The organism is Planococcus sp. TJ-201 (assembly GCF_058268495.1).
In genome coordinates this window covers 459,987-480,684 of the sequence record NZ_JBZDOG010000002.1, presented here as the reverse complement: position 1 = coordinate 480,684, position 20,698 = coordinate 459,987, and the positions used below count along the sequence as shown (strand labels likewise).

At 45.6% G+C, this 20,698-nt stretch carries 15 protein-coding genes and 1 other annotated feature; of the genes, 12 read left to right on the top strand and 3 right to left on the bottom strand.

Annotation, left to right across the window (positions count from 1 at the left end; genetic code table 11):
• The first annotated feature begins 95 nt into the window (after positions 1-95).
• The 10 genes from lon (at position 96) to AC4EG4_RS08060 (ending at position 13,835) form a co-directional block, all read left to right on the top strand.
• Entirely contained in the window at positions 96-2,423 is a 2,328-nt protein-coding gene (gene lon, locus AC4EG4_RS08105; protein ID WP_490978759.1) for an endopeptidase La, read from the top strand.
• A complete protein-coding gene (yihA, locus tag AC4EG4_RS08100; protein ID WP_490978758.1) occupies positions 2,420-3,004 on the top strand; it encodes a ribosome biogenesis GTP-binding protein YihA/YsxC in 585 nt (194 codons plus the stop codon). The genes lon and yihA overlap by 4 nt, the downstream gene beginning before the upstream one ends.
• 503 nt (positions 3,005-3,507) lie before the next feature.
• Positions 3,508-4,881: a glutamyl-tRNA reductase gene (gene hemA / locus AC4EG4_RS08095; protein ID WP_490987487.1), complete on the top strand. Its 1,374-nt coding sequence runs from the start codon at positions 3,508-3,510 to the stop codon at positions 4,879-4,881.
• 84 nt (positions 4,882-4,965) lie between these two features.
• The gene (gene ccsA / locus AC4EG4_RS08090) at positions 4,966-5,796 is read left to right on the top strand and encodes a cytochrome c biogenesis protein CcsA (RefSeq protein WP_490987486.1); all 831 of its coding nucleotides are present in this window, start codon (positions 4,966-4,968) and stop codon (positions 5,794-5,796) included.
• Positions 5,797-5,814: 18 nt separating this feature from the next.
• Positions 5,815-6,744 carry a hydroxymethylbilane synthase gene (gene hemC / locus AC4EG4_RS08085; RefSeq protein ID WP_490987485.1) on the top strand — a complete coding sequence of 310 codons (930 nt, stop codon included), beginning with the start codon at positions 5,815-5,817 and terminating at the stop codon, positions 6,742-6,744.
• Positions 6,737-7,438: a uroporphyrinogen-III synthase gene (locus AC4EG4_RS08080; RefSeq protein WP_490987484.1), complete on the top strand. Its 702-nt coding sequence runs from the start codon at positions 6,737-6,739 to the stop codon at positions 7,436-7,438. Before hemC ends, AC4EG4_RS08080 begins: the two co-directional genes overlap by 8 nt.
• Positions 7,435-8,418, top strand: coding sequence for a porphobilinogen synthase (gene hemB / locus AC4EG4_RS08075; RefSeq protein WP_490978753.1), 984 nt, complete (start codon positions 7,435-7,437; stop codon positions 8,416-8,418). Before AC4EG4_RS08080 ends, hemB begins: the two co-directional genes overlap by 4 nt.
• Positions 8,415-9,701: a glutamate-1-semialdehyde 2,1-aminomutase gene (hemL, locus tag AC4EG4_RS08070; RefSeq protein WP_490987483.1), complete on the top strand. Its 1,287-nt coding sequence runs from the start codon at positions 8,415-8,417 to the stop codon at positions 9,699-9,701. The genes hemB and hemL overlap by 4 nt, the downstream gene beginning before the upstream one ends.
• A gap of 155 nt (positions 9,702-9,856) precedes the next feature.
• Positions 9,857-10,906 (top strand): AbrB family transcriptional regulator, encoded by a 1,050-nt coding sequence (locus tag AC4EG4_RS08065; RefSeq protein ID WP_490987482.1) that lies wholly within the window; start codon positions 9,857-9,859, stop codon positions 10,904-10,906.
• A gap of 21 nt (positions 10,907-10,927) precedes the next feature.
• Positions 10,928-11,150: a binding site (T-box leader), on the top strand.
• A 51-nt stretch (positions 11,151-11,201) separates the two neighbouring features.
• Positions 11,202-13,835, top strand: a complete 2,634-nt coding sequence (locus AC4EG4_RS08060) for a valine--tRNA ligase (RefSeq protein WP_490987481.1) — start codon at positions 11,202-11,204, stop codon at positions 13,833-13,835.
• A 332-nt stretch (positions 13,836-14,167) separates the two neighbouring features.
• On the opposite strand, the gene AC4EG4_RS08055 is transcribed toward AC4EG4_RS08060, so the two are convergent.
• Entirely contained in the window at positions 14,168-14,965 is a 798-nt protein-coding gene (locus AC4EG4_RS08055) for an ATP-grasp domain-containing protein (protein WP_490987480.1), read from the bottom strand.
• The gene (locus AC4EG4_RS08050; protein ID WP_490987479.1) at positions 14,962-15,825 is read right to left on the bottom strand and encodes an ATP-grasp domain-containing protein; all 864 of its coding nucleotides are present in this window, start codon (positions 15,823-15,825) and stop codon (positions 14,962-14,964) included. Before AC4EG4_RS08050 ends, AC4EG4_RS08055 begins: the two co-directional genes overlap by 4 nt.
• A 71-nt stretch (positions 15,826-15,896) precedes the next feature.
• On the opposite strand from AC4EG4_RS08050, the gene AC4EG4_RS08045 reads away from it, so the two are divergent.
• Both AC4EG4_RS08045 and AC4EG4_RS08040 read left to right on the top strand, forming a co-directional pair.
• Complete coding sequence (locus tag AC4EG4_RS08045) at positions 15,897-17,084, top strand: bifunctional folylpolyglutamate synthase/dihydrofolate synthase (protein WP_490987478.1); 1,188 nt, start codon at positions 15,897-15,899, stop codon at positions 17,082-17,084.
• A 47-nt stretch (positions 17,085-17,131) separates the two neighbouring features.
• On the top strand, positions 17,132-18,835 hold the full coding sequence (locus tag AC4EG4_RS08040) for a diguanylate cyclase (RefSeq protein WP_490987477.1): 1,704 nt from the start codon (positions 17,132-17,134) through the stop codon (positions 18,833-18,835).
• Positions 18,836-18,877: 42 nt separating this feature from the next.
• On the opposite strand, the gene AC4EG4_RS08035 is transcribed toward AC4EG4_RS08040, so the two are convergent.
• Entirely contained in the window at positions 18,878-20,677 is a 1,800-nt protein-coding gene (locus AC4EG4_RS08035; RefSeq protein ID WP_490987476.1) for a hypothetical protein, read from the bottom strand.
• Positions 20,678-20,698 lie beyond the last annotated feature (21 nt).

Genomic DNA, 20,698 nt, shown 5'->3' with positions numbered 1-20,698 from the left:
AAAAAGGATGATACGGGCTGACTCTGATCGTGCGCATCCGCACGGTCTGAGTCAGTCCGTTTTTGTTGAAAATATTCCCGGAGGTGACTTTTCAAATGGCTAAGAAAAAAGTAACGAAAAGCGTACCATTATTGCCGTTGCGCGGATTGCTGGTATTCCCGACGATGGTGCTTCATATAGATGTCGGCCGTGAACGATCTGTGGCTGCGCTGGAACAAGCATTGCTGGAAGACAATATCGTCTTTTTGGCGACCCAAAAAGATATGAGCACCGAGCAGCCTGAGAAAGATGATCTTCACAAAATCGGTACCTTAGCATACGTCAAACAAATGCTGAAATTGCCAAATGGCACAATTCGTGTACTTGTTGAAGGTTTGGAACGCGGGCAAATGAAAAACTACGAAGAAGCGGACAACTACACGGTTGTGGAAGTGACATCTTTCCCGGATGAAACGGAAAGAGATGCCGAACAGGATGCATTGATGCGCTTGTTGCTGGAGCATTTTGAGAACTATGCCAAGAGCTCGAAAAAAGTCACAACTGAAACGTACAATACGGTAGCGGATATAGAAGAACCGGGCCGATTGGCGGATATGGTGGCTTCCCATCTGTCGATGAAAGTCGCTGCTAAGCAGGAAGTGCTGGAAACCTTTGATATCAGCAAGCGTTTAGAGTTGCTCATAACGCGTCTGCACAGCGAACAAGAAGTGGTGGATTTAGAAAAACGCATCAACCTTCGCGTCAAAAAAGCGATGGAGCAAACGCAAAAAGAGTTTTATTTGCGCGAGCAGATGAAAGCGATCCAAACCGAACTTGGCGACAAAGACGGCAAATCGGCTGAAGTAGTCGACTTGAAAAAACGGATTGAAGAAGCGAAAATGCCTGAATCCACTGAGAAAGTGGCGCTAAAAGAACTTGACCGCTATGAAAAACTGCCTTCTGCAGCTGCAGAAAGCGGCATCATCCGCAACTACATCGAGTGGCTCGTGACGATACCTTGGTCAGAAGCGACAGAAGACCGTCTGGACATCAAGTACGCTGAAGAAGTATTGGACCGCGACCACGATGGATTGGAAAGCGTCAAAGAACGCGTATTGGAATATTTGGCTGTGCAACAAATGACCAATTCTTTGCGTGGACCTATTTTATGCCTGGTTGGGCCTCCAGGTGTCGGTAAAACGTCTTTGGCAAAATCGATTGCAGAATCACTGGACCGTAATTTTGTCCGCGTCTCACTTGGCGGCGTTCGTGATGAATCGGAAATTCGCGGCCATCGCCGGACCTATGTCGGCGCAATGCCTGGCCGGATCATTCAAGGAATGAAAAAAGCGGCTACGGTGAACCCGGTGTTCCTATTGGATGAAATCGATAAGATGTCGAATGATTTCCGCGGCGATCCGTCTTCTGCCATGCTGGAAGTGTTGGACCCGGAACAGAACAATTCATTCAGTGACCATTACATTGAAGAAACTTACGACTTGTCAAACGTCCTTTTCATTGCCACAGCGAACGATTTGGGATCGATTCCTGGACCGCTTCGCGACCGTATGGAAGTGATTTCGATTGCTGGGTATACGGAAGTGGAAAAACAAATGATTGCCAAAAATCACTTGGCACCTAAGCAGTTAAAAGAGCACGGATTAACGGATGAGCAGCTGAAGTTTGAAGACGAAGCCTTGCTGAACATCGTCCGCTACTACACACGTGAAGCCGGAGTCCGTGGCTTGGAGCGTCAAATTGCTTCCATTTGCCGCAAAGTGACCAAGCAGATCATTTCAAAAGAAAAAGAACAAGTAACGGTTAACCCTGCAGAAGTTGAAGAGTACCTCGGCAAACGCAAATTCCGTTACGGTATGGCCGAAACCGAAAACCAAATTGGTGTTGCGACTGGTCTTGCTTACACAACCGTTGGGGGAGATACACTTCAAATCGAAGTGTCCTTGTCTGCTGGCAAAGGCAAATTGCAGTTAACGGGGAAACTTGGAGACGTCATGAAAGAATCCGCACAAACGGCGTTGTCGTTTGTCCGTGCGCGTGCCGAATCTCTTGGAATCGATCCAAATTTCCACGAGTCACACGATATCCACATTCACGTTCCAGAAGGCGCCGTTCCAAAAGACGGCCCTTCAGCGGGGATTACCATTGCTACGGCATTGGTATCCGCTTTGACCAAACGTCCGATTCGGCGTGAAGTGGGCATGACAGGTGAGATTACGCTTCGCGGACGCGTCTTGCCAATCGGCGGAATTAAAGAGAAAACCTTGAGTGCACACCGCGCAGGACTGAAGACCATCATCCTGCCGCTGGATAACGAACGTGACTTGGAAGATATTCCGGAAACAATTCGTGAAGAAATGACCTTTAAACTGGTCTCTCAAGCAGACGAGGCGTTGGAAATTGCCTTGGAAGGAGAAAATGAATGAAAGTAAATAACGTAGAGCTTGTAATTAGTGCCGTTCGTCCGGATCAATATCCGGAAGACGGCCTGCCGGAATTCGCTTTAGCTGGACGGTCAAACGTCGGCAAATCGTCTTTTATCAACAAAATGATCGGCCGCAAAAGCATGGCCCGCATTTCATCCAAACCCGGCAAAACACAGACCTTGAACTTCTATAAAATCGAGGAAAAGCTGTTTTATGTCGATGTTCCTGGATACGGCTATGCCAAAGTATCAAAAAGTGAACGAGAAGCATGGGGCAAGATGATTGAACGCTACATCACGGACCGTGAACCGTTGCGCGCAGTTATTCAAATTGTTGATTTGCGCCACCCGCCAAGCAAAGACGATGTCGCGATGTATGATTTCATGAAGCATTTTGAAATTCCATGCATCATCATTGCCACTAAGGCGGATAAGATTCCAAAAGGCAAATGGGACAAGCACAAGAAAATTGTCCGCACCACGTTGGATATGGACAAATCCGATCCATTGATCGTCTTCTCATCTGAAACTGGATTGGGCAAAGACGAAGCATGGCAAGAAATCGAAAGCAGAATGGAATAAACTAAAGCGCAGCCTTCGGGTTGCGCTTTTTTGTATCCAAAAGAAATGTCTGTTGTCTATTCCGAAGGATTTGCCAAGAGAGGCAAAAGGCAAGGAGTTCGAAACGGTTGGTGGGCGCTCAGGCTCTTTTGGGAAGACAACGAAAAAACTAGGCTTGCTTTGATTCCACCCCCTTGTTTAGCGCTGGCGCGTCCAGGGACAAGGCGAAGCGATGGATAAAAATTAGCTTCTTTGGTTCAACCTATAATGCTCCATTAACTCGATATCACAAAAGCATCCATCTAGAGCAACTTCACAATCTATTTAACCGTTGAGTTAACAGGCAATTCCGACTAAGAGCGTTATACTTGTAGACACGAAACTCCTTTGCTAGTATTAGTTTATAATAATTATAATTAAGCGCTATATTCATGTCTTGTTCACAATTTCAAAGGCATATGAAAGCTGATAAGTGGTATACTAATATTATATGAAATATTGAACGTGAAAGGTGTTTTGTACCCATGCATACCTTAGTAGTTGGGGTGAATTATCGCTCTGCACCCGTGGAGATCCGTGAAAAGCTGTCATTTATTGAAAATGAGCTGCCACAGGCGATGCAGGCGTTAAAAGAACAAAAAAGCATATTGGAAAACGTAATCGTGTCTACTTGCAACCGGACAGAAATTTATGCAGTCGTAGATCAGCTTCACACAGGAAAGTATTATGTGAAGCAGTTCTTGGCTGATTATTTTGGCCTGCCGCAAGAAGCGATTTCGCAGTACTTATTTGTCTATGAGCAAGATCAGGCAATCGAGCATTTATTCCGTGTAACGGCTGGCATCGATTCGATGGTTTTGGGCGAGACGCAAATTTTGGGACAAGTAAAAAGCAGCTTTCTTGCAGGCCAGGAACATGGGACAACAGGAACCGTGTTTAATCAACTGTTCAAGCAAGCTGTTACCTTGGCAAAAAGAGCGCATTCTGAAACAGCGATAGGCGAAAATGCGGTATCGGTATCGTATGCAGCTGTTGAACTCGGCAAAAAGATCTTTGGCACGCTAAAAAACAAAAGCGTGGTCATTTTAGGTGCCGGAAAAATGGGCGAATTGGCCATTAAAAACCTTCAAGGCAGCGGGGCGGACCGTATCACGGTCATCAACCGGACATTCGAAAAAGCTGAATTGCTGGCAGATAAATTCGGCGGCAAAGCCAAACCTTTAAACCAGTTGCAATGCGCATTACTGGAAGCGGATATTCTGATTTCATCTACAGGTTCAGCTGACTTTGTCATTGACCTTGAACTGATGCAGTATGTGGAGAAACTTCGCAAAGGCAAGCCGTTGTTCATGGTGGATATTGCGGTACCGCGTGATATGGATCCACGAATTGGCGACTTGCAAAACGTGTTCTTATATGACATTGACGATATGCAAGGAATTGTGGAAGCGAACTTGGCAGAGCGTGAACGTGCAGCTGGCCAAATCATGAACATGATTGACCAGGAAGCGATCCAGTTTAACGATTGGCTAACGACTCTGGGTGTAGTTCCTGTCATATCGGCGCTTCGCCAAAAAGCACTTGGCATACAGGCTGAGACGATGGCGAGCATTGAAAACAAAATGCCGGATTTAACTGACCGTGAGAAGAAAATCTTGAACAAACACACAAAATCAATCATCAATCAATTGTTGAAAGATCCAATTTTGCAGGCGAAAGAAATGGGCGGTGCGCCTAAATCCCGCGAGCAGTTGGAGTTGTTCATGCAAATCTTCGGAATCGAAGATGAAGTGGAACAGGAAATTGAGAAGCAATCAACAGCATTACAGCAGAAAACGGATAAAGCCGTTCTTCCAACCCAGCAAGCAACAACTAAAGCTCCCGGATATTCATTTTAAGCTTTCTTAAAGAGGCGTTTTCGAATCTATATGTTAAAATGTAGAGACGGAACGCCTTTAACTATGGAAACGAAGGGGAATGGGATGGCTGATATAACAATGGCAAGGCTGCACGAAGCTATGGTTATTCTATATGCTGTCAGCCTTGTTTTTTATTTTATAGATTACTTATATAAAGAGAAAAAAGCCAGTCGAATTGCCATGTCGCTGCTTGGCATTGTGTGGGTATTGCAAACAATATTTCTAGGTTTGTACATTTTTGAAACACAGCGGTTCCCGATATTGACCTTGTTTGAAGGCATTTATTTTTATGCCTGGCTGCTGGTGACCTTATCGCTGGTCCTGCGTATTTTTTACAGTTTTGATTTTGCCGTATTTTTTATTAACATCATCGGATTTATCTTTATGACGATCCATACATTTGCGCCAGTCCAAATCGAACGGTCTCCTGTTGGGGAAGCATTGGTGTCGGAACTCTTGTTTATCCACATCAGCTTTGCAATCCTGTCTTATGTGGCATTCTCCTTGTCATTCGTTTTTTCGGTGCTTCACATGATTCTTTACAGAATGCTGAAGCAGAAAAAGTGGACCAAGCAATGGAGCAGTTTGCCATCGCTTGGCCAAACCCAGCAATTTATGACGATTTCAATTCTGGTCGGCATTTCGCTGCTGTTTGTGTCGCTTGTACTCGGTTTGCAATGGGCGTATATCTCGCTCGCTGAATTTTCATTGCTCGACATGAAGATTATTGGGTCGTTTATCCTGCTGGTCGTTTACAGCTTTATCCTATGGTGGCATCGCAAAGGCTCATTAAACGGCATGAATTATGCACTGGCCCATGCGTATGCGTTTTTATTGCTGCTGATTAATTTCTTTTTGGGCAGCCGGTTATCTGAATTTCATTTTTGGTATTAAAGAAAGGTAGGATTTATTTTGAGAAAAATTATTGTAGGTTCAAGAAGAAGCAAGCTGGCGTTGACACAAACCAACCAGTTTATCGATAAATTAAAAGCAGCTGGAGCTCCATTTGAGTTTGAAATCAAGGAAATCGTTACAAAAGGCGACCGCATCGTAGACGTCACGCTGTCAAAAGTCGGAGGCAAAGGTTTATTTGTCAAAGAAATTGAACAAGCACTTTTTGACCGGGAAATCGATTTTGCAGTTCACAGCATGAAAGACATGCCTTCTGTATTGCCTGAAGGCCTTGCGATCGGCTGTATTCCAGACCGTGAAGATCCGCGTGACGCTTATATTGCGAACGACCATGTGAAATTGATGGAACTTCCAGTTGGAGCAGTTGTTGGAACGAGCAGCCTTCGCCGCAGTTCTCAGCTCTTGTTGCTGCGTCCGGATCTTGACATTCAATGGATTCGCGGAAACATCGATACGCGTCTTGCAAAACTAAGAGCGGGCGATTTTGATGCTATTATTCTAGCGGCAGCCGGTTTGAAACGGATGGGTTGGAAAGACGATTTGGTTACAGAATTCATGGAAGTTAATGAATGCCTGCCCGCTATTGGACAAGGTGCATTAGCCATTGAATGCCGCGAAGAAGACGCTGAATTGATGGCGGAACTTGCTAAAATCAATGATGAAAATACAGCATTGGCCGTTAACGCTGAACGTAAATTCCTTCGGGATATGGACGGCAGCTGCCAAGTGCCGATTGCTGGATATGCCACGGTCAATGATGGTGAAATTACTTTTACTGGACTTATTTCTTCACCAGAAGCTGATCAAGTGTTCAAGGAAGTGTCCGTCAGCCGCGACCCGATCGAAGCTGGCCGGATTGTTGCAGAGAAAATCAGCGCACAGGGCGGTTATGATTTGATTCAACGCGTTAAAGCTGAGAGCAATGTCTAAGGAAAGACCTCTGCTCGAAGGCGAAACCATTGTTTTTACCGGTTCCAGAGAACCTGAGGAAGCGGTTCGCCATGCACGGTCACTTGGGGCAAAGACGCTTTATTTGCCGCTTGTCACCACTTCCATCCGTGAGTCGGAAAAGCCTGATTTTAACAGCTACGACTGGCTTATTTTTACGAGCCGCACCAGTGCACAGGCATTTTGCCAGCTTCATGAAACGGTTAGAGCCAAAATCGCAGCGGTTGGGGATCAGACAGCGGCGATTCTGCGAAAGCACGGCTACGCACCAGATTTTATTCCGCAGATTTTTAGCGCCGATCATTTTGTCCAGGAGTTTCCGGCTATTGCGGGTCATGCCAAATGCTTGTTTATCAAAGGGTCTTTGGCGAAAAACACCATTGCCTCGATGCCAATGCAAGTGGACGAGTGGACAGTCTATGACACCGTGTTGAACATGGAAAACGCTGAAATGCTGGTGTTGTTGGAAGACATCATAATTCTTTTTGCCAGTCCTTCTGCAGTGTCGGCTTACCGACAGGCAGGGGGAGACTGGTCGAATATCCGTACCGCTGCTATTGGCCACGTAACGCAAGAGGCTATCCAAGCAAACGGCGGAACAGTTGATTTTACTCCAAAGAAATACACGTATATAGAAGTCATCAACGAAATAGCGAAGGGAAGTTTGTCGAAATGAAAGAATTGAATTTTAACCGTCACCGCCGTTTACGCGGTTCAGCCAATATCCGGTCAATGGTCCGTGAAACGAGCTTACATAAAGAGGATTTCATTTATCCGATTTTTGTTGTCGAGGGTGAAAACATTAAACACGAGATTTCATCTATGCCAGGTGTTTTCCATTATTCATTGGATAAATTGGGGGAAGAACTGGATGAAGTTGTTGATCTTGGAATTCCTTCTGTCATTCTTTTCGGCGTACCCAATGAAAAAGACGCAGTTGGTTCACAAGCTTACCACGACCATGGCATTACGCAGGAAGCAATCCGCTTTGCAAAAGAGCGCCATCCTGAGCTAGTGGTTATTGCAGACACGTGCCTGTGCCAGTATACCGATCATGGCCATTGCGGCGTGATCGAAAATGGCGTCATCTTAAACGATAAATCACTTGATTTGTTGGCGCGCACGGCTGTTTCACAGGCAAAAGCAGGAGCTGACATCATTGCACCATCGAACATGATGGACGGTTTTGTGGCAGCGATCCGTTACGGCTTGGACCAGGCAGGATTTGAAAATACGCCAATTATGTCGTATGGCGTCAAGTATTCATCTGCTTATTACGGACCGTTCCGTGAAGCGGCTCACTCAACGCCTCAATTTGGTGACCGCAAAACCTATCAGATGGATCCGGCTAACCGTATGGAAGCATTGCGGGAAGCGACTTCTGATATTCAAGAGGGCGCGGATTTCATGATTGTAAAACCGGCCTTGTCTTATTTGGACATTATCCGCGAAGTTCGTGATAACTTTGATATTCCAATCGTTGCTTACAACGTTTCAGGTGAGTACGCGATGGTCAAAGCGGCGGCGGCAAATGGCTGGATCGATGAAGAGAAAATTGTTCTTGAAACATTACTTAGCATGAAGCGCGCAGGAGCAGATATCGTCATGACGTATCACGCGAAAGATGCCGCTCGCTGGTTGGAGGGAAATAAATGACCTACGAAAAATCACAAGCAGCATTCACAGAAGCAAAAAAATTAATGCCGGGCGGGGTTAACAGCCCAGTCCGTGCCTTTAAATCGGTCAACATGGATCCGATTTTCATGCAATCGGGAAGTGGCGCAACCATTACGGATATCGACGGCAATACGTACATCGATTACGTCTTGTCTTGGGGCCCGCTGATTTTGGGCCACGCTCATCCAGAAGTGGTAGCAGCGATTCAGGAAACTGCTGCGCTTGGCACGTCATTCGGTGCACCAACCGAACTTGAAAACACGATGGCGAAACTGGTTATGGAACGTGTTCCATCGATCGAAATGGTCCGCATGGTGTCATCTGGTACGGAAGCAACGATGAGTGCATTGCGCGTAGCACGCGGTTATACCGGACGTGATAAGATCCTTAAATTCGAGGGCTGCTACCACGGCCATGGAGACAGCCTCTTGATCAAAGCGGGTTCAGGCGTTGCAACCTTAGGTTTGCCGGATTCACCAGGCGTTCCTGCATCGATTGCGAAAAACACCATTACGGTCCCTTACAATGACTTGGAAAGCCTAAGATTGGCGTTCCAGGAATTCGGCGACGATTTGGCTGCCGTTATTGTAGAACCGGTTGCCGGCAATATGGGTGTCGTGCCGCCAAATGAAGGCTTCTTGCAGGAATTGCGCAATTTGACCACAGAAAACGGCACAGTACTTATTTTTGACGAAGTCATGACTGGTTTCCGTGTTGGCTTTAATTGTGCACAAGGTTACTTTGGTGTTACTCCAGACATGACGTGCCTTGGCAAAGTGATCGGCGGCGGATTGCCGGTTGGCGCATTCGGCGGCAAGCGTGAAATCATGCAGCAAGTAGCTCCAAGTGGTTCGATTTACCAGGCAGGCACTTTGTCCGGCAATCCGCTTGCGATGCGCGCAGGTTTCGAAACCTTGTCCCGTTTGACAGAGGAAAGCTACGATGTGTTTGTTGAACGCGGCGACCAGCTTGAAAAAGGATTCCGGGAAGCAGCAACGAAATACAACATCCCGCATACCGTTAACCGTGCCGGTTCGATGATCGGTTTCTTCTTCACCAACGAAGACGTGGTTGATTTTGAAACAGCGAAAACATCTGACACCGATTTGTTTGCGGATTACTACCGTTTGATGGCAGAAGAAGGCATCTTCTTGCCGCCGTCCCAGTTTGAAGGCATGTTCTTATCGACTGCCCACACGGAAGAGCATATTGCAAAAACCGTGGAAGCATTCCATACCGTATTTGCTAAACTGGCACGCTAATATAAAATGGAGACATCTGGACTTTTTCAGGTGTCTCTTTTTTGTTGGCTTCATTTAACGGAGCAGAAATCATGGAATTCTGTTCATCGCCCACACACGTTGAAATTTCGTGTAACATAGATAACAGCAACAACACGCGGAAAAGAGGAGAGACAATGAGGCCATTTATACTTACTGCCATCATTGCAGTAGCAGCAGGAGCGGTTTTTGAAGCGGTCGGGATGTTTTTGCCCTGGCTATTAGGACCGATGTTTGCCTTGTTGTTGGTCAATCAGTTCACGAAACTGCCCCTTTACTGGCCAAAGTTTTTGCGGACAGCGGGACTGGTGATGCTGGGCATTCAAATCGGTTCATCCTTTACACGGGATGCAGTGCTGTTGATGGCCGTGGATTTGCCATATATGGCATTTATGACGGTATCGGTCGTCGCGCTGTCGATTGGACTGGGCCTCTTGTTTAAGAGAATGGTCGATGAAAGCTTGGCGACCAGTCTGCTTGGGTCGATTCCAGGAGGCTTGGCACAGATGGTCGTTCTTGCTGAGGAGATTCCGTCCGCAAATATCACCGTCGTGACAATGATGCAGACCATTCGGATTTTCATGGTGGTAACGATTGTGCCATTCCTGACCGTTTTTTTGAATGGCAGAGGCGCGGGAGAAACGCAACAGCAGCTATTTACATTTTCGCCGATGCTATTTCTAATGGCTTTCGTAGTTGGGATTTTGCTTTTCACCGGAATGAAACGGATCGGTTTTCCAGCTGCTGAATTGCTGGCGCCCATTTTGGCGATGGCTGTTGTTCAGTCCTTTTCGGGTGATGTCCTAATTGACATGCCTTACTGGCTCATTGCCATCGCGCAGGTGTTTATTGGGGCAAACCTCGGTTTGCAGATGGAAGGCATTGGTGAAAAGCTAACATTCCGGCTGGGTGCCGCGATTGTGTTGAACAACGTCTTGCTGATCGGGTTTACGGTGTTAATTGCGATGATTCTTGCCCACTGGCTGCCCGAATACATATTTCTCGACTTTTTCTTGAGTGCGGCACCTGGCGGCATTGCTGAGATGGCCATCACGGCGCTTGCAGCTGGAGGCGATGTAGCACTGATCACGGGCTTCCAATTGTTCCGTCTGTTCTTTATTTTGCTAATTGCGGCTCCGATTGTGGCATTCATTGTAAAAAAACTTGACGCTAAAACCGGATATTGAGTACAATGGGAGTAATCAGATAATCATGCGTTGAAGAGGATAGTAGGATGTGGGTGCATTTCAGAGAGAAGACCGAGTGGTGAGAGGTTTTCATGAGCACACATTTGAATGTCACCTCGGAGCAGTTGCCGTGAAACACAGTAGCGGGAACCGGACTGAACATCCGTTATGAAACTTGAGAGCCAGGTGTGCAAGTGGACCTGTGTATAAAGGTGGTACCGCGAAAAACTCCTTCGTCCTTTACAGACGATAGGAGTTTTTTGCGTTCTGCCAGAAATTTAGAGGAGGAATTCCAATGACTGAACAAATGTCGACCAAGTACGATCCGCAATCGATTGAAAAAGGGCGTTACGATTGGTGGGTCAACAACAAATTCTTCGAAGCCAAACCAGAAAGCGGCAAAACGCCGTATACCATTGTGATTCCCCCGCCAAACGTGACCGGCAAGCTGCATTTAGGGCATGCCTGGGACACAACGCTGCAGGACATCATGACGCGCATGAAGCGCATGCAAGGCTTTGATGCGCTGTGGCTTCCAGGAATGGATCACGCCGGCATCGCAACGCAGGCAAAGGTAGAAGGCAAGCTGAAAGAAGAAGGGCGTTCACGTTACGATTTGGGCCGTGAAGCGTTTCTTGAAGAATCATGGAAATGGAAAGACCAATACGCGGGCCATATCCGTGAGCAATGGTCGAAACTGGGCCTTGGCCTTGATTATTCCCGTGAGCGTTTCACATTGGATGATGGCTTATCAAAAGCGGTACGCGAAGTTTTCGTAAAATTGTACGAGAAAAAATTAATCTACCGCGGCAAATATATCATCAACTGGGACCCAGCAACACAAACCGCCATTTCCGATATTGAAGTGATCTACAAAGATGTACAAGGTGCGTTTTACCATATGCGTTACCCGCTTGCAGATGGCAGCGGCCACATCGAAATCGCGACAACGCGCCCGGAAACAATGCTTGGCGATACAGCCGTTGCGGTTCACCCGAAAGACGAGCGCTACCAGCATTTGATCGGCAAAAAAGTTATCTTGCCAATCATCGGCCGCGAAATGGAAATTGTGGCGGACGATTACGTGGACATGGAATTCGGAAGCGGCGCTGTGAAAATTACGCCTGCACACGACCCGAATGACTTTGAAATCGGCAATCGCCACAACCTGGAACGCGTGCTGATTATGCACGAAGACGGTTCAATGAACGAGAATGCCGGCAAATACGAAGGGCTTGACCGTTTCGAGTGCCGCAAACAGATCGTTAAAGATCTACAAGACATGGATGTGTTGTTCAAAATCGAAGAACACTTGCATTCGGTTGGCCATTCAGAGCGCAGTGGGGCAGTGGTAGAACCTTACCTGTCCACACAGTGGTTCGTAGACATGAAGCCTTTGGCTGCTGCTTCTGTGAAAGCACAGAAAACAGATGCGGGCGTTAACTTCGTACCGGACCGTTTCGAGAAAACCTACCTGCACTGGATGGAAAACATCCGCGACTGGTGCATCTCGCGCCAGCTTTGGTGGGGGCATCAAATTCCGGCCTGGTACCATAACGAAACAGGTGAAATTTACGTAGGCCACGAAGCACCGGCTGACCCGGAAAACTGGACACAGGACGAAGACGTACTGGATACATGGTTCTCTTCTGCCCTATGGCCGTTCTCAACGCTTGGCTGGCCGGAAGAAAACGATGATTTGAGCCGCTACTACCCGACCGATGCATTGGTTACAGGCTATGACATCATCAATTTCTGGGTATCGCGCATGATTTTCCAGGCACTTGAATTTACCGGCGAAAAACCGTTCAAGGATGTCTTGATCCATGGACTTGTGCGCGATGCGGAAGGACGCAAAATGTCCAAATCGCTAGGCAACGGCGTTGATCCAATGGATGTGATTTCTGAATACGGAGCGGATTCTTTGCGCTACTTCTTGGCAACGGCTTCGTCACCTGGACAAGATCTGCGCTACTCGAACGACAAAGTGGAGTCTGTTTGGAACTTTGCCAATAAAATCTGGAATGCTTCCCGTTTCGCATTGATGAACATGGAAGGCATGACGTATGACCAAATCGACCTTTCCGGCAAGAAATCCGTAGCGGATTCATGGATCTTGACCCGGTTGAATGAAACCATCGAACAAGTAACAGAACTTGCAGAACGCTATGAGTTTGGTGAAGTGGGACGTTCGCTGTATAACTTTATTTGGGACGATTTCTGTGATTGGTACATCGAAATGTCGAAGTTGCCATTATACGGGGAAGACGAGGAAGCGAAGAAAATGACGCGTTCGGTTCTTGCCTATGTACTGGATAACACGATGCGTTTGCTGCATCCGTTCATGCCATTCATCACGGAAGAAATCTGGCAGAACTTGCCGCACCAAGGCGAATCGATTACGATTGCGGCTTGGCCGACGGTGGATGATTCGTTGACCGACCAAAGCCAGTCTTCCAGCATGAAGCTATTGATGGACGTCATCCGTTCAGTGCGGACCATTCGTTCAGAAGTGCAGTCGCCGATGAGCAAAAAAGTGCCATTGACGATTTCCGCAAAAGACGCCAATACGCATGCCGTGCTTGAAGCGAATGCAGCGTACATCGAACGTTTCTGTAACCCGGAAACTTTGACGATTGGCCAAAACATCGAAGCGCCAGAAAAATCGATGTCAGCTGTTGTATCGGGTGCCGAGTTGTTCATGCCGCTTGAAGGCTTGATCGACATTGATGCAGAACTTGCACGCCTGAATAAGGAACTGGAGAAATGGGCCAAAGAAGTGAAGCTCGTCAGCGGCAAGTTGTCGAACGAACGCTTTGTTTCCAAAGCACCTGAAGCCGTAGTTGCAGAAGAACGTGCGAAACAAGCCGATTACGTGGAAAAACACGCTACGGTTGAAAAACGCATCGTAGAATTGCAGAACCTGTAAGATATAAAAACCGCTTTCCCTAATGGGAGAGCGGTTTTTCGTTTTAAAAAGGTAGATCAAGCTAGTAATCTGAGATTAAGGGTTTCGATATGTTGCACATCGCTTCGGCCGCTTTGGGCATAGCTCCCGCAAGAAGCCAGGCAAAGAACGCCAGTCTTCTTGCTTCGCTTAGCCCTTGGACGCGCCTGCGCTAAAAAAATGTAATGTGACATGTGAACTTTTTTTATGTGTATCTTCAAAAGATACAGGTCTATACAGTAGAAACTCCCATAGGAATACGGGGCTATGTTGCATACTATTTACAGTTGAAAAATCAAGGAATTATTTATGTGTTACTGAGACCGATCTTCCCGTCGAAATGGTGCGTGCTTTTCCAATTGGTGTATATGCTCCACCAATAATTCGGCAATGTTTTCATCATGTGTTTCGTAAAACGAGCGGGCGCCGACAGGGTCTTCGATTTCATTGAATAAATGGCTTCCGTCCTCCAGCAATAAAAAGTCGATGCCGACATAGTCGCTCTTTAAAGCACGCGCAATCCGCAGCACATCTTTTTCCTGAACCATAGTAAGCGTGTATTTTTCGATAGTTCCACCTAGTGAATAATTGGCTTTAAATGAGTTGCCGGAGCTGCGCTTTACGGCCCCAACAACTTTTGTGCCAATAACATAAGCACGGACGTCTGCTTGATGCTGAATCACGGGCTGAAAAATTAGCGGGGAAGAGACGGCTGGTATTTCCTCTGCAGCATTCAGCAGCCAAACTTCCGAGCCGCCGTGGCCGTCTAGAGTTTTGGCAATGCACGGGAATGTTGCAGCGTCTCGAAAGCTGGGAATCGACGGAACCCCCAGCAGCAAGAACAATTGATGGCTTTGCCATTTGTCGTTGGCAATGCGGTTGACTTCGGCCCGGTTCACTATGCGAATGCCTCGGTCTTCTAAAAAACGTGCTGCTTCCGGCCGACGTGCACGGAACACGACCGTATCGCCATGCAGCTCATTCGCCAGCAACTGCAGACCATCTTCACTCCAGTTATCCCAGGTAAGCAATGAAGTGTCACCTAAGCGCACCAGCTCATCAATAAAGCCGTGATTGCGGTTGGCATCCTTTGTTTCATAGAGAAGTTTCATTCCAAGTCCTCCAATATATAAGCAATCATGGCGTCTGCAACATTGATGCCTGTAACATTCAGGATATTTCGGATGTGGGCGGCTGCATTGACTTCACACACCAAAGGCTGTTCATTTTCCCCAAACAACAAATCCACTCCAGCAAATGTCGCATTGACTGCATGCGCTGCGGCCAATGCCAGTTCTTTTTGAGCAGCGGTCAGCTCAATGGGAGAAGCCACACCGCCATTGGTAATGTTGGCGCGAAAATCAGTTTCCGAGTGGCGGTACATGGCCGCCACAATCCGTTCGCCCACAATATTCACGCGGATATCGCGTCCGTGGCTTGATGCAACAAATTCCTGAAAGACAAAATCGATGCCTCTCAAGCTGTCGACTTTTTCATAAAACTGTTCTTCGGTTTCGATCAAATACACTTTCATGCCAAAAGAACCGTGTCCTTCTTTAATCACCATGGGAAGCCCTATACGGTCGATCACTTTTTCAAAATATCCGGAATCCGCGATTGAAAAATTTGGATAGACTTTTGGTGCAACGATGGTCCGTGGCAGCGGCAAGCCTGTGGCCGCGAGCTGGACATATTGTGTGGCTTTGTTGTCGCATAAATCAATGACGGCAGGATCGTTGTAAACCGGTACACCGCGGCTTTTCAAAAAATATCCAAGCAATATATCTTTATCCAATAAAACTGCAAAATCAGGTATACTTAAGTTGACTGATAAATCCATGATCGTTTCATAGTTTTTCATAATCTTTGCAGCGATGCCGGCTCTCTCAGCTGCTTCGGCCACAAGCCTGGCTTGGTCTTCAAACTTATCGGAAACTAGGCTTCCGTTGTAAATCACCCAACAACTCGTCATATCCATTCCACCTTCGTGCTATAATCATACACAAAAAGTGTATCATGTTTACCGCAGAAAAGAGGCTTCTTATGATCATCGGACTCGATCAATACAAAAACAAATGGAATATACATACAGACTCAACCATCCAGCCAGGACTGGAAGCCATTACTGCTGCTTTAGATGAGCTTGGAAACCCGCATCAACAAGGACGATTCATCCATTTGGCCGGAACCAACGGCAAGGGATCCACTGCTGCTTTTCTGTCGGCCATTCTTCGGGTGCACGGATACAGTGTCGGCAATTTTTATTCGCCGTGCATTGAGGATCTTCATGACCAAATCCAACTCAACGGCAAGCCGGTTGATCCAGAAGAGCTGGGATGGGCGATGGAAAAACTGAGTCATGTAACAACACCATTAACTGATTTCGAACTGTTGACTGCAGCAGCGTTTATCATTTTCAACAAACAGGCTCCCGATTTTATTATTATTGAGGCCGGCATGGGAGGGGCTTTTGACAGCACGAATGTCATCAATCCGGATATTTCCATCATTCCATCCATCTCAATCGATCATACTAATTTTCTGGGGGATACAATAGAAAAAATTGCATGGCATAAAGCCGGAATCATAAAAAAATGGAAACCGGTTGCCGTCGGAAAACTTCCGCAAGAAGCATTGGAGATTGTCCAGGAAACAGCAGACCGGCTTCATGCTGAAGTGATCCAGCCTAAGGATCTGACAGATGCACCGTTAAAATTAAAAGGACAGCATCAGCAGCGAAATGCCAGCTTGGCACTGGAAGCTGCAAAAGAACTGCTGGATTTTAGTTTTAATGAAGAAAAAGCTCGAAAAGGGCTTTCTTCCGCAACTCTCGCATACCGTTTCGAAAGCGTATTGCCAGGAGTCATTTTTGATGGGGCTCATAACAAAGCGAGCATCGATGCACTGGTTGCAACGATCAAGGAGACAATGCCAGATCGCTCCATCCACATTGTTATGGGAATATTTAAAGACAAAGACTATGTTTATGCTTTGCGCCAGCTTGAGAAGGTCAGCGACCATTTCACCTTTGTTGATTTTGACAATGAACGTGCGTTGCCTGCGAAAACTTTATTTGATGAAAGTTTAAGTAAAAGAAAGACAATTGCAAATTTATGTGATATATTACCTGTAAATAGGATGGAAAAAGAGACTATAGTCACAGGATCGCTTTTTCTTCTCACAATTCTTCGAAATTACGAAAAAACATTTTTTCAACATTACCAAACCTAAACTCCGTTGTTCACTACGGGGTTAGTTGTACAGAAGGGGAAGATGTTATGGGAAAGAAATTAACACGCAAAATGATTCTTTGGAGCTTGTGGGCATTTATTGTGCCTGCAGGCTTGGTAGTTGTTTATAATTTTTTCCCGCCATCAGTAAGTGATCCCTGGAATTTAGCCGCCTATGTGTTGTTTTTTGTGTTAATGAGTTTCATGCCGATGAATATTAATGGAGCTTCAACGTTCCTGGTCCAGTGGATGATGGTTGCTCTATTTTTAAAATACGGAATTTTTATTGAAATACTGGTTTCGCAATTAGCGATGTTGATTGTGTTGTATCGAAGCCGCACCAGCGAAGCACAGTCGAAAAGAATTCCGTTTAATTCACTCATGTTTTTTTTGATGTCCTTATTTGCCGGCCTGGCATTTGTAGTTGCAGGTGGTCAATTCGGTTCTTTGGACCTGACGGATGTGATTATGTATGGATTGATTTTTCAAGTAGTATCGGTCTTGAGCAATCAAATCATTTTTCAGGTTTATGATCGACTGATCGGCAGTCCCACTAACTTTTTCTCAATCGATGCTTTATGGGATTTCGGTTTAATGTTGCTAATTTTCCCATATGCCATTGCACTTTACATTTTTGAGTCCTATATCGGGATTGCCGCACTTGTTCTGCTGGGCGTTCCATTTTTCACCATGACTGCTGTACTGAAAATGTACAACAACTCCGCTCAGGTGAATACCGACTTGAAAAAAGCAGGAGCTATTGGGCATCAGCTTTCCGTTCACTTAGAAGTGGGGGAAGTACTGGATCAGTTTGTTGTGGAAGTCGCCAAAATGTTTGATGTGGAATATGCCTATGTGATCGATTACCGGGATGGCCAGCAACAAATGCTGCGAATTTACGAAAACGGCAAGTTGCAGCCTCGCCAAATTGCCCCCATCCCTTACAAGTACGGAATTGCTGGAAACGTTATCATCACCAATGATTCCTATATTTACGATGAAAGAAGCCAGTGGCAAAATCTGGTGACCGGCAACCTTCCAAAAGATACGGAGAGTTTGATGGCTACACCCATTAACCGCAACAACAAAACCGAAGGGGTATTGGTGTTGGCATCGAAAAAAAGATATGCATTTACCAAACACCAGCTGCAAATTTTGGAAATCCTCAGCACTTATTTTGCGGTCTCGTTGGAAAAAGCCGGCTATATGCAAAAGCTCATTGCCAAAAGCGAACGCTGCGGTTTAACCAAGTTGTACAATTATCGCTATTTGGACGAAACCCTGGAGAACTCCATTAAAGAAATGAAAGAGGGCCATTTGGCACAACTGTCACTGATCATGATGGACATTGACCATTTCAAGAGCATCAATGACCGTTACGGCCACCAAAGCGGCAACGACATCCTCATTCAGCTGGCGGATATCCTAAGAGAAGAGATAGGGAATGAAGGGACAATAGCCCGCTATGGCGGTGAAGAATTTGTTGTGCTGTTGACCGATTACAGCAAAGAACTGGCCATGCTGCTCGCTGAAAACTTGCGCAAGCGCATCGAAAAGCATGAATTTCTAATCGAAAGCGACCTCGCTGCCGAACGCCAGCAGCAAATTGTCCACATCACCTTAAGCATTGGCGTCTCCACTGCACCGGATGACAGCGACGAAGGCATGTCGCTAATCCGCAATGCCGATCGTGCTTTGTACATTGGAGCGAAGCAAGCTGGGCGGAATAAGGTTGCGGCTTATATGAAATAGAAAAAGCTAGCAGAAGAGTCAATACCTCTTCTGCTAGCTTTTTTAATAATCCCGCTCTATTTCAGTAGGTGGATCTACACTGTAAATTACTGGCTCTTGCTGTTTTAAATCGGAATAGGTGGAGATGATTTCTAAGTCGTAAACGACTTGAAGCCGGGAATTGCGTTTATTCTGTTCTTCTACACCTTCAAAGTAATCATTTCTACCATAAATTTTATGAGCTCCAGTAAATGGATCATTTCTAGCACGTCCACGTATAGCATTCAACACAATTTTTCTTGCTGAAATTCCACCGTCAATTTTCATATTTGAACCAACTCCATACATTTCAAAATCTCTTTCTGAATAGAAAAAGCCTTTAATATAACTCGGATCGTCATAGTTGACGGAGTTGTTGGAAATCTTAATATTTCCTCTTGAAAGAACAATTAGTGATCCTTGTTTTTTGTTGGCTAACGTTTTACCGTTAACTCGTGAATGAGATATATTTACTTCGCCATTTACATAAATTAAAGCATTACTTCGAAGGTCTGCTCCTTGAATGTTGAGATCTCCATTCACATAGATTGGGCCATCAAGAGTTACTGAAGAGTATTGGTCGACATTATAAGACGTGCTACTATTTCCTATAGAAAGGTCTCCATTAACATAAAGACCATTTGTGAACTTTATATCTGTATTAGTCATATTAATATTGCCTTTTGTAGAAAATTGCTTGAATGTGTTTGTACCCGTAAATATATAGGTTCCGTTTTCAATATAATAGTATCGTTCTTCTTGCTCTCTACATCTATTACCAGTATATCTTACACATACATACTCGCTATATACTTGAACTGGAAAAACCTTTTCATTCAGATATGACTGACTATTTATTACTCTACTTGAATTTGTAACTAGAGTAGTTACACCACTACTAGATCTTTCATATTCAAAATTTGGTCTTTGCTCATTAATAGCTATCGGACTTTGAACTGGTTCTCTCGATACTAAAGTAGGAGCATAACCAGATCTAAATAGATCTGAAATATTTGATCTCAAGCTGTAAGGTGAGGTAGCGAAATTCGATCTTTCGATATGGCTTGCATAACTGGAAGCTGTATTAAAAGTATAAGAACTTTTGCCCAAAAATAATCTCGCTGTCTTTGCTCCCTCGAGTGGAAGGGCAGAAGGAGCCAAACTTGGAATCCAACGGTCACCGCCTAAAAGCGCATATCCATTCGTGCTGGTTACAATATTGCCGTCAACTTTTAAATCTCCTTTAATTTCAACACCGCCGTGCATTAAAAGGTTGCCTTCTCCGTTCTGAAGTCCGTCTGTAGTGTCTATATTTGTTCCAATAGCGTAGCGCAAAGCTTCTGGAGCCGTGGCAGCACCGATTTCAATTTTACTGAACATCTCTCTGTTGGCATCTCCAGCGGTCCCTATGCTTTTAAAGGTTACCAGTTTTTTTAATGGGTTCGATTGATTTTCATCGTCTACAGTATCAACATAGGATTCGATGCAAGCTTGGTAAGTTCCTGTTTCTCCTTGAATTGCAATGCTGGTACTCTCTGTACACAAATATTTATTTAAAATACGTTCCAATTGAAAAATAAATTCAGTTCTGGGTCGTCCATTGTCACCTAAAAACGTAACAAGTTCAGCATTTACTTGAGTGGTAACGAGGTCGATCCCTTTTTGGGATAAATCGGAAGAACGTGTAATATCTTGGCGCACTTCATTTTTAGCTGCTCCATTGCTTGTCAGCATAAGGAGACTTGCACCAAGAATAGCAAAAATAACGATTAGCCCAAGGGTTAATAGAAGTGCATAACCATGTTGGTTTTTTAACGGTTTCAAATGGATTCCCTCCAATTCCCC